Below are 16,240 nucleotides of genomic sequence, written 5' to 3'. Positions count from 1 at the left end.
ATCCACCCACCCACCGACGCGAAGGAGAGGCCACCGCTATGGCCGAGATGTTCTACGACGACGACGCAGACCTGTCCCTGATCCAGGGCAGGAAGGTCGCCGTCATCGGATACGGCAGCCAGGGCCACGCGCACGCGCTCTGCCTACGCGACTCGGGGGTCGACGTGCGCGTCGGCCTCGCCGAGGGCAGCAAGAGCATCGCCAAGGCAGAGGCGGAGGGCCTGACCGTCAAGACCGTCGCCGACGCGGTCAGGGAGTCCGACTTCGTCGTCATCCTCACCCCGGACCAGGTTCAGCGCCACGTGTGGGCCGACCACATCGCCCCCAACCTGGCCGCCGGCTCGACGGTGCTGTTCGGCCACGGGTTCAACATCCGGTTCGGCTACATCACCCCGCCGAGCGACAGCGACGTCATCATGGTCGCGCCCAAGGGTCCGGGCCACATCGTGCGCCGGGAGTACGTCGACGGCCGGGGTGTGCCGGTCCTCGTGGCGGTCGAGCAGGACGCCTCCGGGCAGGCTCTCGAGCTCGCGAAGTCCTACGCGAAGGCCCTCGGCGGCCTGCGCGCGGGCGGGATCAGGACGACCTTCACCGAGGAGTGCGAGACCGACCTGTTCGGCGAGCAGGCCGTCCTGTGCGGTGGCGCCAGCCAGCTCGTCATGTACGGCTTCGAGACCCTCGTCGAGGCGGGCTACCAGCCCGAGGTGGCCTACTTCGAGTGCCTCCACGAGCTCAAGCTCATCGTCGACCTCATGATCGAGGGCGGGATCGCCAAGCAGCGCTGGTCGGTCTCCGACACCGCCGAGTACGGCGACTACGTGTCCGGTCCGCGGGTCATCGACCCCCATGTCAAGGAGAACATGCAGGCCGTTCTTGCCGACATCCGCAACGGCTCGTTCGCCAAGCGCTTCATCGACGACCAGGACGCCGGGGGTCCGGAGTTCAAGGCCCTGCGCGAGAAGGGTGCCCAGCACCCGATCGAGAAGACCGGCAAGGAGCTGCGCAAGCTCATGGCCTGGCTCGACAGCGACCGCGACACCGACTACGTCGAGGGATCGGCGGCCCGCTGACCTGCGGCTGAGCCCCACGAGCGGTTGCAGCCGACCTCACGGTCGGTCGAGCGCGCACGCCGTCGTCCTCGACCGGCCGTAGGCTCATCCAGTGACCGAGACGCTCGCTGGGCTGCCGGTGCCGCTCGTGGCGCTGGCCCTGTGGGCGTTCGCGCTCGTCCGCGGCGCCGGCTACTACCTGCTCGGTCGGCTGTCGCGGGGGCGGCCGGACAGCCGGCTCCACGACTGGGCCGTGCGAGTCTCCAAGGGCCGCCTCGTCCAGGCCGAGGAGTACTTCGCCCGGGTCGGGCCGAAGTCGATCATCCTCGCCTACCCGTTCTACGGCGTCTCGGCCGGGACCCAGGTCATCGCCGGTGGCCTGCACATGCCGCTGCTGACGTTCTATCTCGCGCTCGGGGTCGTCTCACTGCCCTGGGCGAGTATGCAGGCTGTCATCGGCATCGCGGCCTTCCAGGCCATCGTCGCCGGCTACACGCCGTGGGTGATCGCGGGTGCCGCCGTCGCCCTCGTGGGCTGGTGGCTGGTGCGTCGGCACCTGCGGATGCGGGCGGGCCCCACCGGCTGACCTCGAGTCGACCCCTGTCGTGTTTGGTGCGTTGCATCGTGTTCGGTGCGGTGTGGCGCACCGACATGAGGCAACGCACCGGTGGTCCGATCTCGAGCCACCCAGTGGCCGACCTAGGCTTGACTCCGTGGAGGAGCTGACCGAGGGCTGGCCGGTCTGGGCGGTCTTCGTCGTCCTCTTCCTGGGGGCCTTCATCCGCGGCAACGCGACGTACTGGATCGGTCGGGCCATCCGTTCGGGAGGTGCCCGGTCCCGCTTCGCCGGGATGCTCGAGCGCCCGGGGATGGATCGGGCCGAGCGCTGGGTCCGCACCGTGGGCCCGCCCGCCGTCTCGCTGGGGTTCCTCACCGTCGGTGTGCAGACCGCGATCAACCTCTCCGCCGGGGTCCTGCGCATGCCTCAGCGGCGCTGGATCCCGGCCGTCGTCGTCGGCGCCCTGCTGTGGGCCACGCTGTACACCACGGTCGGGCTCGCGTTCGTGGGCGCCCTCCTCGGTCGTGCCCAGTGGTGGTGGGCTCTCATCGGAGCCGGGCTGGTCGCCGGGGTCGTCCTCGTGTCCCGGCGACTGAGCGGCAGCCGGCAGCAGGCGGGTGACGTCCCCGACTGAGGTCACGGGACGCCGTTGACGCGCCTCGGGTCGTCCGCATCCCGGTCGAGTCCGTCCGCATGCTGACACCTTCGTACACTTGGACCGGCTCACAAGGGCGTGGACCAGGCGACGGCACCGCCCGGGGCGACCGTCGCATACCCCCATCACCCGACCTGCACCAGCCAAGGAGCTGACCCACGTGACCAAGCCGGTCGTCCTCATCGCCGAAGAACTCTCGCCCGCCACGATGGATGCGCTCGGGCCGGACTTCGAGGTGCGCCACTGCGACGGGTCCGACCGCGCCGAGCTGCTGCCGGCGCTCGCCGATGTCGACGCGGTCCTGATCCGCTCGGCGACGAAGATGGACGCCGAGGCGATCGCCGCCGCCAGGAGGCTCAAGGTCATCGCCCGTGCCGGCGTGGGCCTGGACAACGTCGACACCCCCGCCGCGACGAAGGCCGGGGTCATGGTCGTCAACGCTCCGACCTCCAACATCACGTCGGCCGCCGAGCTGGCCGTCGGCCTGCTGCTCGCCTGCGCGCGCAACATCGCGCCCGCGAACGAGGCACTCAAGGATGGCGCGTGGAAGCGGAGCAAGTACGGCGGCGTCGAGCTTCTCGACAAGACGGTCGGCGTCGTCGGCTTCGGTCGCATCGGCCAGCTGGTGGCCGAGCGGCTCAAGGGCTTCGGCGTCGAGATCCTCGCCTACGACCCGTATGCGTCGGCTCAGCGAGCCGGCCAGCTCGGCGCCCAGTTGGTGACCCTGGACGAGCTCCTCGCGCAGTCGGACTTCATCACGATCCACCTGCCCAAGACCCCCGAGACGATGGGTCTGATCGGCAAGGAGGCGCTGACCAAGGTCAAGCCGAGCGTGCGGATCATCAACGCCGCCCGCGGCGGGGTGCTCGACGAGGAGGCGCTCGCCGAGGCCATCCGAGAGGGTCGGGTCGCCGGCGCCGGGTTGGACGTGTTCGCGACCGAGCCGACCACCGAGAGCCCGCTGTTCGAGTTCGAGTCCGTCGTCGTGACCCCCCACCTGGGCGCCTCGACCGAGGAGGCCCAGGAGAAGGCGGGGGTCGCCGTCGCCCGGTCGGTCCGGCTCGCCCTCTCCGGTGATGTGGTGCCCGACGCGGTCAACGTCGACGGCGGTCACGTGCCCGAGGAGGTCCGCCCCGGCATCGCCCTCGTCGAGAGTCTCGGCCGGATCTTCACCGCGATCGCGGGCGCCTGCCCGGTCCAGCTCGACGTCGACGTCAAGGGGGAGATTACCGAGTACGACGTGAGCATCTGGAAGCTGTCGGCGCTCAAGGGACTGTTCACCGACATCACCGAGGACCCGGTGACCTACGTCAACGCACCGCTCATGGCGGCCGAGCGGGGGTGCGAGGTCCGGCTGGTCACCTCGCCCAACGCGGTCGACTTCCGCAACGTCACCGAGCTGCGGGGGACCCTGGCCGACGGGCGGACGGTCTCGGTGGCCGGCACGCTGACGGGGCCGCGCATGGTGCCCAAGGTCATCGGCATCAACGGCTTCGACCTGGAGATCCCGCTCTCGACGCACATGGCGTTCTTCACCTATGAGGACCGCCCGGGCGTTATCGGGCAGATCGGCGGCCTGCTCGGAGACGCCCAGGTCAACATCGCCTCGATGCAGGTGGCTCGCAACGACGAGGCCACCGAAGCGCTGGTCGCCCTCACGCTGGACAGCACCATCCCCGACGACGTGCTCAGTGCGATCGCCGAGACCGTCCGGACCGAGGCCATCCAGGTCGCCAACCTCGAGTGACCCCTGCGGAACTGCAGGATCACGTCGGGATGTGACCGCCGTCTCAGCCGGCGGGCCGACTGTCCACGATGTGGTTATCGGGTGTCGCGGGGGCGGCGTGCGGGCGTACCGTCGAGGTCATGACGCGGTGCGTACTTATTCGCTGCCGCGACGAGGTGAGTTAGGAGTCGGTCCCTCGTCGCGGAGATCCCGCGATGCCCGCATCACGCGCGGCCGACCGACATCCGTCGCTCGCCCCCTCACCCGGGGGCTCGAGCACCACCCAACAGTTCGACACTCCACGGAGGGATCACAGCCATGAGCGAAGAGGCACAGCGCGCCCGGCAGGCGCTGCAGGAGTCGATGGACCTGCGCGAGCAGGGTCACACCGACGACTGACACCGAGCAGCATCAGAGCATCAGAGGTCGAGGGCCCGTACGGCGACGCCGGACGGGCCCTTCGATGTGCGCCGCGCACACCCGCTCCCGGCGCACGTCCGCCCCCGCGGCCGCTCGTGCGTCGCTGTGCGCACCGAGAGGCCCAAGCCCGGCGACCGCCGCACGCGGGCCGTGGCTCGGGTGACCGGGAGGCGAGACGGGAGGTCCGCATACCGGGATCGATGCCTAGGCTGCCGCGCATGAGCGAGAGCACGCCGGCGTCCTTGAGCATCGCGGTCATCGGGGGTGACGGCATCGGCCTGGAGGTCGTCGCGGAGGGCCTCAAGGTCCTCACCGCGGCGGCGGGCGAGGTCTCGGTCGAGACGACCGACTACGACCTGGGCGCCCGTCGATGGCATGCGACGGGGGAGACGCTCCCCGACAGCGTCCTCGAGGAACTGCGCGGTCACGATGCGATCCTGCTCGGAGCGATCGGCGACCCCACCGTGCCGAGCGGTGTCCTCGAGCGCGGCGTGTTGCTGCCGCTGCGATTCGCCCTGGAGCACTACGTCAATCTCCGTCCGGCGAAGCTCTTCCCCGGAGTCGCCAGCCCGCTCGACGTCCGGCGCATCGCGCCGGGCGGCATCGACTTCGTCGTCGTGCGTGAGGGCACCGAGGGGCCGTACGTCGGAAACGGCGGTTCGCTGCGCGCGAACGGCCCGCACGAGATCGCGACGGAGGTCAGCGTCAACACCCGCTTCGGCGTCGAGCGGGTCGTCCGGGACGCCTTCGCCCGGGCCCAGGCGCGGCCGCGCAGGCACCTCACGCTGGTCCACAAGCACAACGTGCTCACCCACGCCGGACACCTGTGGCGGCGCACCGTCGAGGAGGTCGGCACCGAGTTCCCGGACGTCGAGACCGCCTACCAGCACGTCGACGCCGCCACGATCTTCCTCGTCACCGACCCGGGGCGGTTCGACGTCATCGTCACCGACAACCTCTTCGGCGACATCATCACCGACATCGCCGCCGCCGTCGCGGGCGGTATCGGGCTCGCGGCGTCGGGCAACATCAACCCGGACCGCAGGGTGCCGAGCATGTTCGAGCCCGTCCACGGGTCGGCACCGGATATCGCCGGCCAGGGGGTCGCGGACCCCACGGCGACGATCCTTTCCGTGGCGATGCTGCTTGACCACGTCGGTCTCCGAGAGGCGAGCGCCCGAGTCGAGGGGGCCGTCGCGGCGGACCTCGCAGGGCGTGGCGAGGTGCCCCGCTCGACGTCGACCGTCGGAGACGCCATCGCCTCCAGGCTCTAGCCGAACGAGTAGGTTTGCCCCTATGGCTCTCTCCTTCCCCGTGACCCCCGCCGCGCACCCGCGCTCGGACAGCGAGCGCGCTCAGATCCTCGTGAACCCCGGCTTCGGCACGAACTTCACCGACCACATGCTGGTCGCGACGTGGACCGACGGTCAGGGCTGGAACGACGGCAAGGTCGTCGAGTACGGTCCCATCACGCTGATGCCGTCGGCCGCCGTGCTGCACTATGCGCAGGAGATCTTCGAGGGGCTCAAGGCATACCGTCACGAGGACGGCTCGGTGTGGTCCTTCCGGCCCGAGGCCAACGCCCAGCGGCTGAACCGGAGTGCGACGCGGCTGGCCCTCCCGCAGCTTCCGGAGGAGGACTTCATCGGCTCGCTGCGCGCGCTCGTCGAGGTCGACCAGGCGTGGGTTCCGGGGTTCGGCGAGGGCGAGAAGAGCCTCTACCTGCGACCGTTCATGTACGCCTCCGAGGCCTTCCTCGGGGTCCGGCCCGCCAAGACCGTGACCTACTCGGTCATCGCCTCGCCGGCGGGCGCCTACTTCTCCGGCGGCCTGAAGCCGGTCACGCTGTGGCTTTCCACGCGGTATGCGCGGGCCGGGGCGGGCGGGACCGGCGCAGCCAAGTGCGGCGGCAACTACGCGTCCTCGCTCGCCGGACAGCTCGAGGGCATGGAGCACGGTTGCGACCAGGTCGTCTTCCTCGACTCCTCGACCCAGACCTACATCGAGGAGCTGGGCGGGATGAACCTCTTCTTCGTCATGAAGGACGGGCGCATCCTCACCCCGCAGCTCACCGGCTCCATCCTCGAGGGGGTCACCCGGGCCTCGATCCTCGAGCTGTCCAAGGAGCTCGGCCTCGACCCCCGAGAGGAGAGCATCGAGATCGAGCAGTGGAAGGACGGCGTCCGCAGCGGGGAGATCGTCGAGATCTTCGCGTGCGGGACCGCCGCGGTCGTCACCCCGGTAGGCGAGCTCCGGTGGGATGGCGGTTCTGCCCCCTCCACGGCGGGCGAGAACGGTGGCGAGGTGACCAACTCGATCCGCGAGCGCCTGCTCGACATCCAGTACGGCCGCGCGGAGGACGCCCACGGCTGGATGACCAGGCTGGTCTGACGCCGAGTCACCGCCGGGAGCATGACACCAGTGATCCGACGCCCGCGGCTGGTGGCCACCGACCTGGACGGGACCTTTCTGCGCAGCGATGGCACGGTCAGTGCCCGCACGGCACGCGTGTGGGCCGCGCTGCCGGAGCAGGGGATCGAGACCGTGATCGTCACGGCACGACCCCCTCGCTGGCTGCACGATCTGGCGCACGTCGTCGGAGCGCACGGCATCGCCATCTGTGGCAACGGTGCGTTCGTGTATGCGGTGGAGGCTCGCGAGATCGTCGAGCAGCACTGCTTCGACCCGGTTGTGCTGGCCGACGTCATGGCGGACCTGCGTCGGGCGCTGCCGCAGGTGCTCCTCGCGACGGAGACCGCCACCGGGCCGTTCTTCGAGGACGGCTGGCCGGACCCGCGCCGGGAGACGGAGCGGGTCGTGGTGCGCGCCGGCGACGACGGCGCCCTGCTCGCCCGCCCCGTGGGCAAGCTGCTGGCGCTCGCGCCAGGACGGCCGACGGAGGAGTTCCTCGTCGTGGTGCGCGAGGTGGTCGCCGAGCGGGGGCGGCTCGCCTTTTCCGGGGCGATCGGACTGGCGGAGGTGGGTCCGGCCGGAGTCTCGAAGGCGACGGCCCTGGCTCGCTGGAGCGCCGAGCGGCGGATCGCGGCCGAGGAGGTGTGGGCGTTCGGCGATATGCCGAACGACCTGCCGATGCTCGAGTGGGCCGGTCGGGGGATCGCGGTCGCCAACGCCCATCAGGAGGTGCTCGAGATGGCCGACCACATCGCGCCGAGCAACGACGAGGACGGGGTCGCCGTGACGACCGAGCCGCTGGTCGGGGACCGTCCCACGGCCGCCGGGCTTCTCGGTTCCTGAGCCCTGCGGGCGCGGGCGGGGCCGATGACCCACAATTGGTCCATGAGCACGCGCACCCGCTTCGCGATCGCGACCGGTGCCGCCAGTGCCCTCGGCGCCCTGGCCGTGGCCGCGACGCGCACGGGGCGGGACATGGGGGAGCAGATCGGCGGAGTGCCGGACGGTGCCCGACTGGCCCGGATGCGCCGGTCCCCGAACTGGTGGGATGGCCGGTTCCACAACCTCGATCCCGTGGCCGGCATGGTGAGCAGTGACGGGACCACGTCCCGAGAGGTGGCCCGTCGCTTCCTGACGGACCGGGACCGCAGGGAGCCGGCCGGGCCGGTGCCGGTGCGGGCCGACGGCTCCACCCTGCCGTCGGAGGGATTGCACTTCTCCTGGCTCGGGCATGCGAGCGTGCTGCTTTCCCTCGGCGGGGAGCGCATCCTGTTCGACCCCGTATGGAGCGAGCGGTGCTCCCCGAGCGCCCATGTCGGGCCCCGCCGGATGCATCCCGTTCCCTTCGCGCTCGAGGCGCTGGCCCCGCTCGCCGCTGTGGTCATCAGCCACGACCACTACGACCATCTCGACATGGCGACGATCCAGGCGCTGGACCGGCAGCAACGGTGCCCGTTCGTCGTCCCGCTGGGGATCGGTGCCCACCTGGAACGGTGGGGCGTGGACCAGGGAAGGATCATCGAGCTCGACTGGTCCGAGTCGACGACCCTCGGCACCATCACGCTGACGGCGGTGGCGTCCCAGCACTTCTCCGGGCGCGGCATCCGGCGCAACCCCACCCTCTGGGCCTCGTGGGTCGCCCGATCGCCGGCCGGATCGGCCTACTTCTCGGGCGACACGGGCTACTTCGACGGCTTCGCCTCGCTCGGGGCGGAGCACGGTCCGTTCGACGCCGCCTTCATGGCGGTGGGCATGTACGACCCCGCCTGGCGTCCGGTCCACCTGGATCCCGAGGAGGGCGTGCAGGCCGCGCTCGAGCTCGGTGCCCGGCTGGCCGTCCCCATCCACTGGTGCACGTTCTCACTCGCTCCACACGCGTGGTCCGACCCGCCCGAGCGCTTCGTCGCGGCCGCGGAGCAGTCGGGCGTCGCATACGTCATGCCTGAGGTGGGCGAGGCCGTCGACGTCTCCGCACCCCCTCCCCCCAGCCACTGGTGGCGCTTCTGACCCGACCCGGGTCCGAGCGGTCCGACCCGCAGGCTCGCTCAGCCGGTCGGGCGGAGCATCGCGGGGTGCAGCGCGGTCTCCGGCCCGCGCCGGAAGAGCAGAGGGGGCCGGGTCCCGGACGTCCCCAGGTCCGAGTCCTCGACGGGGACGACGAAACCGTCGGTCGAGAGGACCTTGCGCCGGAACGTGCCGAGGTCCGGTGCCGTCCCCCAGACCGCCGCGTAGACCGCCCGGAGCTCGGCGAGCGTGAAGGGCTCCCCGACGAACTGTGCGGCGAGCGTCGTGTACTCGAGCTTGGACCGGACCCGGTCGAGGGCGTCGCGGAGGATCCGGTCGTGGTCGAAGGCGAGGGCCGGCCCCTCGTCGTCGAGCAGGTCCTCGACGGTCCACCACCGCGCATCTGCGGCGTCCGAGCCGGCGCTGACCTCGGCCAAGCCCGGCGCGAGCACGACGTGCGCGATCGAGATCACCCGCATCCGTGGGTCTCGGTCCGGAGCGGAGTAGGTCGCGAGCTGCTCGAGATGGACGTCCAGACCGGTCAGCGACGTCTCCTCGGCCAGCTCGCGGCGTGCAGCCGTCAGGGCGTCCTCGTCGGGCTCGACGAAGCCGCCGGGCAGGGCCCACCGTCCGGCGAACGGGTCGGACCCCCGCTGGACCAGAAGGACCGAGAGGGAGCCGTCGCGGATGGTGAAGACGGCGAGGTCGACGGTCACCGCCACCGATGGGTAGGACGAGGCGTCGTAGTCCTCGGGTGCGCCGCTCACGACCCGACCTCCACGCCGGCGGCGCGCATCTCGCCCAGGGCCGCCCCGATCGTCTCCGGCGCGACGCCGACGTGGAGGCCGTCCAGCAGGCGGACCCGCAGCCCTGCCCGGGCGGCGTCGAGCGCCGAGGCCCGGACACAGTGGTCGGTGGCGATCCCACAGACGTCGAGCTCGACGACACCGTGAGCGCTCAGCACGTCGACGAGGGCCTCGCCGCCCTCGGTCACGCCCTCGAACGCGGAGTATGCGGGGACCCCCTGGCCCTTGCGGACGTGGACGTCGACGTGGGTCAGGTCGAGCTCTGGGGCGTACTCCGCCCCGCCGGTGCCCCGGACGCAGTGGACCGGCCACTCGTCGAAGTGACCGGCGTTTGAGGAGTCGGGGTCGTGCCAGTCGCGCGAGGCGACGACGAGGGCATAGGGGTGGTCGTCGTGGAGGAGGCGGGACACCCCCCGAGCCACCTCCCGGCCACCGGTCACGGCGAGGGAGCCGCCCTCGCAGAAGTCGTTCTGGACGTCGACGACGAGCAGGGCGCGGGTGTGGTCGGTCATGCGAGTTCCTCCTCGGTGGCGGTGCGAGCGGCGGTGCCGTGGCTGACGTGTCTGATCGGGTCGGGCAGCTCGATGAGGGTCCGCGCGACACGATCCCTGGTCTGTTCCAGCGTCGGTCCCGGCACGATCTCGCCGGACCGCACGACGTGATGCTGGAGTGGAAGGGCCTCGTCGGGCACCCGGCCGTCGAGGGTGAAGCACTCGCGGCCGTCGGGGTATCGGTAGGCGGTCTTGCGACCACCCACGGAGGCTTTGGACTCCGAGGACTTGGCCACCGGCCGGAGCTCGCCCTCGGGGGAGTCGGCGACGGCCACCAGCTTGTAGACCATGCTGGCCGTGGGGTGGCCGGACCCGGTGGCCACCCTCGTGCCGACTCCGTAGCCGTCGATGGGTGCGTCGGCGAGCGCGGAGATGACGTACTCGTCCAGGTCGCTCGTCACGATGATCCGGGTCCTGCCGGCGCCGAGCGAGTCCAGCAGAGCTCTCGCTCGGCGCGACTCGACGGCCAGGTCACCGGAGTCGATCCGCACCGCCCCGAGGTCCGGGCCGGCGACGTCGACGGCGGTGCGGATGCCCTCCTCGATGTCATAGGTGTCGACCAGCAAGGTGGTCCCGACACCGAGTGCACGCACCTGGGCCTCGAAGGCCGCGCGCTCGCTCGGGTGGGCCAGGGTGAAGGCGTGGGCCGCGGTGCCGATGGTGGGCACCGCATACCTGAATCCGGCAGCGAGGTTCGAGGTGCCGCTGAAGCCGGCGATCCAGGCGGCGCGGGCGACGGCGACGGCCGCCTCCTCGTGGGTGCGTCGGCTGCCCATCTCGAGCAGCGGCCGCCCGCCGGCCGCGATCGCCATCCGCGCAGCCGCCGAGGCGATGGCGCTGTCGTGGTTGAAGATCGACAAGGCGATCGTCTCGAGGAGGATGCACTCGCCGAGCCGACCGCTGACCGTGAGGACCGGCGATCCGGGCCAGTAGAGGTCACCCTCGGCATACGCGGAGATGTCACCGGAGAACCGGAACTCACCCAGCCACTCGGACGCCTCGGGCGTGAGTGCCTCGGTGGCGACCAGCCACTCACGGTCCTCTGCGGTGAAGGTGAAGTCGGGGAGCTCCTCGAGCAGTCGGCCCAGGCCGGCGACGAGTCCGAAGCGCCTGCCCTCCGGGAGCCGGCGGGCGAAGAGCTCGAAGACGGCGGGGTGGTCCGCTGTCCCGTCCGCGACGAACGAACTGAGCATCGTGAGCTCGTACTTGTCGGTGAGCAGGCCGGTCGTCGGCGCGCTGGAGCCGTCACGCAGCCAGCCGCGTCGACCCGTCCCCGCGGAGTCCGTCGACGTCGTCACACCCCGCACCGTAGCAACGCGCCCGCCTCAGCGGCCCAGCCCGGACCGACCACGATGTGGACAACGGCTTCGGTCGGACGCCCCCAGTTGGCAGAGTGAGACCCGTGACGACCTACCTCGCCGCGACAGCGGCCGTCATTATCGACTAGCGCGACGAGACCCACCTCGTCGCGCAGACCTCCCACACCCGGGGGGTCTTTTGCTTTGTCGGGACGGTTCACGCGAGGCGCGGGAGCCGACCCGGGGGAGCAGACGGTCGCGGACCACACCCCGGTCCGCACCGGCGCCCAGCGATGGTCGAGAATCGAGATGAGGTCAGGGAGCACGAGGCGGATGCCCACGTCGGGACGGTCTGGCCGGTCAGGCCGCCCCGACGGGGTATCGCCCCGCGGTGCGGACCTCTCCGCGGACCCACGACGAAGCGAAAGCAACGATGAACAGCGACGCATCGACCATCACCACCGCCCCGGAGGCCGCGGACGGCGCTGCCGGGTCCCTCGCGTCCGAGGGCCTGCACGTCTACGACACGACACTGCGCGACGGGGCTCAGCAGGAGGGACTCAACCTCTCGGTCGCGGACAAGCTGGCCATCGCCCGCCACCTGGACGACCTCGGCGTCGGCTACATCGAGGGTGGTTGGCCCGGCGCCAACCCGAAGGACACCGAGTTCTTCCACCGTGCCAAGAGCGAGCTCGCCCTGCGCAACGCCATCCTCGCGGCGTTCGGATCGACCCGCCGTGCGGGTGGCCGGGCGGCGGACGACCCCTTGACCCGCGCACTCCTGGCCTCCGGGGCCCCCGTGATCACCCTTGTCGCCAAGTCCCACACCGGGCACGTCGAGCGAGCCCTGCGCACCACGCTCGAGGAGAACCTCGAGATGATCCGCGACACCGTGCGGTTCCTCACGGGGGAGGGGCGACGTGTCTTCGTCGATGCCGAGCACTTCTTCGACGGACACCGTATGGAGCGGGACTACGCCCTGGAGGCCGTGCGTGCCGCCATGGAGTCGGGGGCCGAGGTCGTCGCGTTGTGCGACACGAACGGCGGGATGCTGCCCAATCAGGTCGCGGACGTGGTCGGCGACGTCATCGCGGCCACCGGTGCGCGGATCGGGATCCACTGTCACAACGACACCGGCTGCGCCGTCGCCAACTCGATGGCCGCGGTCGATGCCGGGGCCACCCACGTCCAGGGAACCATCAACGGCTATGGCGAGCGCACCGGCAACGCCAACCTCGTGACGATCGTCAGCAACCTCCAGCTCAAAGCGGGCATCCCCCTCATCGAGCCGGATCGGCTCCGGGAGTCGACCCGGATCTCGCACGCGATCAGTGAGATCACCAATGTGCCTGCCTACTCGCGTCAGCCGTACACCGGATCGAGCGCGTTCGCGCACAAGGCAGGTCTGCACGCGAGTGCGATCAAGGTCGACCCCGACCTCTACCAGCACCTCGACCCCTCACTGGTCGGAAACGACATGCGCATGCTCGTCTCGGACATGGCCGGCCGTGCCTCGATCGAGCTCAAGGCGAAAGAGGTCGGCATCGACCTCGACCCGGAGCACGAGGAGGGGAGAGCGGCCATCGCCTCGGTACTCGCCCGGGTCAAGGACCTCGAGCTGCGCGGGTGGACCTTCGACGCGGCGGACGCATCCTTCGACCTGCTGCTCCGGCGCGAGCTGGGGCTGGCTCCGGAGTACTTCGAGGTGGAGTCCTGGCGGGTCATCACCGACCGGCGCGCCAGTGACGCCGCACTCTCGGAGGCCACCGTCAAGGTGCTCGCGGGAGGGGCCCGGCATGTCGAGACGGGTGAGGGCAACGGACCGGTGAATGCCCTCGACCATGCCCTGCGGGAGGGTCTGGCGGCCGCCTATCCCGAGCTGGAGAAGTTCGAGCTCATCGACTTCAAGGTGCGGATCCTCGATGCCTCGCACGGCACCGATGCGGTGACCCGCGTCCTCATCGAGACCAGCGACGGGGCGACGACGTGGACCACTGTCGGCGTCGCGGCCAACATCATCGAGGCATCCTGGATGGCCCTCGTGGACTCGATCACCTACGGACTTCTCCGCGCCGGCGTCGAGCCTCGATGACGACCGCGACGGGCGCTCTCAGTCGACGGGACGCCAGATCCGCCGCAGGTAGTCGACCATCGACCGGTCCGAGCTGAAGAAGCCGGTCCGGGCGATGTTCAGGACCGCCGATCTCGACCAGGCCTCCGGATCGCCGTACGCGACGTCGACCCGGCGCTGGACATCCACGTAGGAGCGGAAGTCGGCCAACGCCATGAAGCGGTCCTTGTAGAGCAGGTCGTCGACGACCGGGGCCGCGAGGTAGCGCTCGCCACCGGTGAAGTGACCGCTCGCGATGAGGTCGATCGTGCGGCGCAGCTCCTCGTCCTGTTCGTAGCAGGCCGTGGGCACGTAGCCGTGCGCCTGGAGCTCGGCGACCTCCGGCTCGCTCATCCCGAAGAGGAAGAAGTTGTCGTCTCCCACGAGCTGGCGGATCTCGACATTGGCTCCGTCGTCCGTGCCGATCGTCAGTGCGCCGTTCAGCGCGAACTTCATGTTGCCCGTTCCGGAGGCCTCCTTGCCCGCGAGCGAGATCTGCTCGGACAGGTCGGCGGCCGGGATGAGGACCTCGGCCAAGGTCACGTTGTAGTTGGCCGGGAACGCCACTGCGAGTCTGCCCGCCACCCGCTCGTCCGCGTTGATCGTGGAAGCGACCGAGTTGATGAGGTAGATGATCTCCTTGGCCATGTAGTAGCCGGGGGCCGCCTTGGCCCCGAACACGAAGGTCCGCGGCGTGAGCTCGTCCGGGTCGAGCCGACCTGAGACCACTCCCTCGTAGAGCGAGACGATGTGCAGCAGCTTCAGGGTCTGCCGCTTGTACTCGTGCAGCCGCTTGACCATGACGTCGAGCATGGCGTCCTGCGGGAGCGAGAGCCCGTCCCGAGCCTGCAGCGTCTCGACGAGGCGGAGCTTGTTGGCCTGCTTGACCTGGCGGAAGCGTTCCCGGAACGCGGCGTCGTCCGCGAACGGTTCGAGGCCGCGCAACCGGTCGAGGTCGGTCACCCACTCGTCGCCTCCGAGGGCCTCGGTGATGAGCGCACTCAGGCCCGGGTTGGCCTGCCGGAGGAACCGGCGCGGTGTCACGCCGTTGGTGACGTTGGTGAAGCGGTCCGGCCACATCCGGGAGAAGTCGGGCAGGACCTTGTCGCGGAGGAGCTGCGACTGCAGCTCGGCCACGCCGTTGACCTTGGTGCTGCCGACCGTGGCGAGGAAGGCCATTCGCACGGCACGCTCGGGATGGTCGGCGACGATCGACATGCGCCGCACGAGGAGCTCGTCGCCGGGGAATCGCTCGCGCACCTCACCGAGGAACGCGTCGTTGATCCGATAGATGATCTCGAGGTGGCGGGGGAGGAGACGCTCGAGCAGGGAGGTCGGCCACACCTCGAGGGCCTCGGGAAGCAGGGTGTGGCAGGTGTAGGCGAAGCATCTGCGCGTGATGTCCCACGCCTCGTCCCAGTCGAACCCCTTGAGGTCGACGAGGATGCGCATCAGCTCGGGGATCGCGATGACCGGATGTGTGTCGTTGAGCTGGAAGGTGATCCGGTCCGGAAGCCGGCGCAGGTCGAAACCGTCCTCGAGGGTGTTCTCGATGTAGTCGTGCAGCGAGCAGGCGACGAAGAAGTACTGCTGCTGCAGCCGCAGCTCGCGGCCCTGGGGGGTCGAGTCCTCCGGGTACAGGACCTTGGAGATGTTCTCGGCGAAGGTCTGGGCGCGGACCGCCTGGGCGTAGTCGCCGGAGTTGAAGATCTGCAGGTCGAACTCGTGCGTTGCCCGTGCGCTCCAGAGCCGCAGGGTGTTGACGACGCCGTTGCGGTACCCGGGCACCATGAAGTGGTAGGGGATCCCCTGGACGTTCCAAGCCGGGAGCCACGTCGTGACCCGGCGACCGTCCCCGTCGGTCGTCGTCTCGGTGTGTCCGCCGAAGTCCACCTGGACGGCCCGCTCGGGGTGGGGGAACTCCCATGGCGCGCCGAGACCGAGCCAGGAGTCCGGCTGCTCCACCTGTCGGTTGTCGACGAACGCCTGCCGGAAGATGCCGTACTCATAGCGGATCCCGTAGCCGATGCACGGGATGTCCATCGTGGCGAGGGAGTCGACGAAGCACGCGGCGAGGCGACCGAGACCGCCGTTGCCGAGACCGGGCTCGATCTCCTGGGCCTTCAGCGTGTCGAGGTCGATCCCGCACTGCGTCATCGCCTGCTCCGCGATCGACTCGAGCTCGGTCGTGAGGAGGACGTTGTCGAGCTGCCGGCCGAGAAGGTACTCGGCGGAGAGGTAGCCGACCATCTTCGTGGGGTTCCGGCGGCGCTTGGCACCCGTCTCGAGCCAGTCGGCCATGAGGTAGTCCCGCAGCGTCTTGGCGAGTGCGAGGTACTGGTCGTTCACGGTCGAGCGGGACAGCAGCACGCCTTGGGCCATGTTGAGCTTGCGGAGGAACAGCTCGACGAACCCGTCGACGGTGCGCCTCGGCTGCTCGACCGGGCCCTTGGCGAAGAGATGTGTCGGCGGGTGCGCCGGGCCCAGGTGTGTGGCGTCGGTCGTCGGCGCCTCGAGGGGCGTCTGGGCATGGGGTGTCGTCACGAGTCACCCTTTCAACGGCATGGCCTTGGGGGCGATGGGCAAGGGGCGACCACCACTGCGTCGAGGTGGTCGTCGTCATCCGCGGGTCGGGCGGGTGCGGTAACGC

13 protein-coding genes are annotated in these 16,240 nt (G+C 70.2%); 9 read left to right on the top strand and 4 right to left on the bottom strand.

Annotated elements, in window-relative coordinates; all coding sequences use genetic code 11:
• The first annotated feature begins 38 nt into the window (after positions 1-38).
• The 8 genes from ilvC to GA707_RS00710 all read left to right on the top strand — a co-directional run bounded on the left by ilvC (position 39) and on the right by GA707_RS00710 (position 8,828).
• Entirely contained in the window at positions 39-1,070 is a 1,032-nt protein-coding gene (ilvC, locus tag GA707_RS00750; RefSeq protein ID WP_152176515.1) for a ketol-acid reductoisomerase, read from the top strand.
• Between the two features lie 91 nt (positions 1,071-1,161).
• Complete coding sequence (locus GA707_RS00745) at positions 1,162-1,635, top strand: DedA family protein (protein WP_152176514.1); 474 nt, start codon at positions 1,162-1,164, stop codon at positions 1,633-1,635.
• Positions 1,636-1,762: 127 nt separating this feature from the next.
• Positions 1,763-2,242: a DedA family protein gene (locus GA707_RS00740; RefSeq protein ID WP_152176513.1), complete on the top strand. Its 480-nt coding sequence runs from the start codon at positions 1,763-1,765 to the stop codon at positions 2,240-2,242.
• A gap of 181 nt (positions 2,243-2,423) precedes the next feature.
• Complete coding sequence (serA, locus tag GA707_RS00735; RefSeq protein WP_152176512.1) at positions 2,424-4,010, top strand: phosphoglycerate dehydrogenase; 1,587 nt, start codon at positions 2,424-2,426, stop codon at positions 4,008-4,010.
• Positions 4,011-4,627: 617 nt separating this feature from the next.
• Positions 4,628-5,683 carry a 3-isopropylmalate dehydrogenase gene (locus GA707_RS00725; protein WP_152176511.1) on the top strand — a complete coding sequence of 352 codons (1,056 nt, stop codon included), beginning with the start codon at positions 4,628-4,630 and terminating at the stop codon, positions 5,681-5,683.
• A gap of 22 nt (positions 5,684-5,705) precedes the next feature.
• Positions 5,706-6,800 (top strand): branched-chain amino acid aminotransferase, encoded by a 1,095-nt coding sequence (locus tag GA707_RS00720; protein ID WP_152176510.1) that lies wholly within the window; start codon positions 5,706-5,708, stop codon positions 6,798-6,800.
• 21 nt (positions 6,801-6,821) lie between these two features.
• Entirely contained in the window at positions 6,822-7,664 is an 843-nt protein-coding gene (locus GA707_RS00715; protein WP_152176509.1) for an HAD family hydrolase, read from the top strand.
• Positions 7,665-7,706: 42 nt separating this feature from the next.
• Positions 7,707-8,828 (top strand): MBL fold metallo-hydrolase, encoded by a 1,122-nt coding sequence (locus GA707_RS00710; RefSeq protein ID WP_152176508.1) that lies wholly within the window; start codon positions 7,707-7,709, stop codon positions 8,826-8,828.
• A gap of 38 nt (positions 8,829-8,866) precedes the next feature.
• On the opposite strand, the gene GA707_RS00705 is transcribed toward GA707_RS00710, so the two are convergent.
• The 3 genes from GA707_RS00705 to GA707_RS00695 are packed head-to-tail and all read right to left on the bottom strand — an operon-like array spanning position 8,867 to position 11,480.
• On the bottom strand, positions 8,867-9,592 hold the full coding sequence (locus GA707_RS00705; RefSeq protein WP_152176507.1) for an NUDIX domain-containing protein: 726 nt from the start codon (positions 9,590-9,592) through the stop codon (positions 8,867-8,869).
• A complete protein-coding gene (locus GA707_RS00700; RefSeq protein ID WP_152176506.1) occupies positions 9,589-10,143 on the bottom strand; it encodes an isochorismatase family protein in 555 nt (184 codons plus the stop codon). Before GA707_RS00700 ends, GA707_RS00705 begins: the two co-directional genes overlap by 4 nt.
• The gene (locus GA707_RS00695; RefSeq protein WP_226963435.1) at positions 10,140-11,480 is read right to left on the bottom strand and encodes a nicotinate phosphoribosyltransferase; all 1,341 of its coding nucleotides are present in this window, start codon (positions 11,478-11,480) and stop codon (positions 10,140-10,142) included. The genes GA707_RS00700 and GA707_RS00695 overlap by 4 nt, the downstream gene beginning before the upstream one ends.
• Before the next feature lie 433 nt (positions 11,481-11,913).
• On the opposite strand from GA707_RS00695, the gene cimA reads away from it, so the two are divergent.
• On the top strand, positions 11,914-13,572 hold the full coding sequence (gene cimA, locus GA707_RS00690) for a citramalate synthase (protein ID WP_152176505.1): 1,659 nt from the start codon (positions 11,914-11,916) through the stop codon (positions 13,570-13,572).
• 18 nt (positions 13,573-13,590) lie between these two features.
• On the opposite strand, the gene GA707_RS00685 is transcribed toward cimA, so the two are convergent.
• Positions 13,591-16,134, bottom strand: a complete 2,544-nt coding sequence (locus GA707_RS00685; protein ID WP_152176504.1) for a glycogen/starch/alpha-glucan phosphorylase — start codon at positions 16,132-16,134, stop codon at positions 13,591-13,593.
• Positions 16,135-16,240 lie beyond the last annotated feature (106 nt).

This window comes from Nostocoides sp. F2B08 (assembly GCF_009184895.1).
Lineage (GTDB): Bacteria > Actinomycetota > Actinomycetes > Actinomycetales > Dermatophilaceae > F2B08.
The sequence above is the reverse complement of the archived record's forward strand: the minus strand, read 5'-3'. Positions and strand labels throughout refer to the sequence as shown.

Bases quoted from the DNA above. Each gene is read 5' to 3' on its own strand.
- GA707_RS00700 (WP_152176506.1), bottom strand. From the start codon at position 10,143: ATGACCGACCACACCCGCGCCCTGCTCGTCGTCGACGTCCAGAACGAC.
- GA707_RS00710 (WP_152176508.1), top strand. From the start codon at position 7,707: ATGAGCACGCGCACCCGCTTCGCGATCGCGACCGGTGCCGCCAGTGCC.
- cimA (WP_152176505.1), top strand. From the start codon at position 11,914: ATGAACAGCGACGCATCGACCATCACCACCGCCCCGGAGGCCGCGGAC.
- ilvC (WP_152176515.1), top strand. From the start codon at position 39: ATGGCCGAGATGTTCTACGACGACGACGCAGACCTGTCCCTGATCCAG.
- GA707_RS00720 (WP_152176510.1), top strand. From the start codon at position 5,706: ATGGCTCTCTCCTTCCCCGTGACCCCCGCCGCGCACCCGCGCTCGGAC.
- GA707_RS00725 (WP_152176511.1), top strand. From the start codon at position 4,628: ATGAGCGAGAGCACGCCGGCGTCCTTGAGCATCGCGGTCATCGGGGGT.
- GA707_RS00715 (WP_152176509.1), top strand. From the start codon at position 6,822: ATGACACCAGTGATCCGACGCCCGCGGCTGGTGGCCACCGACCTGGAC.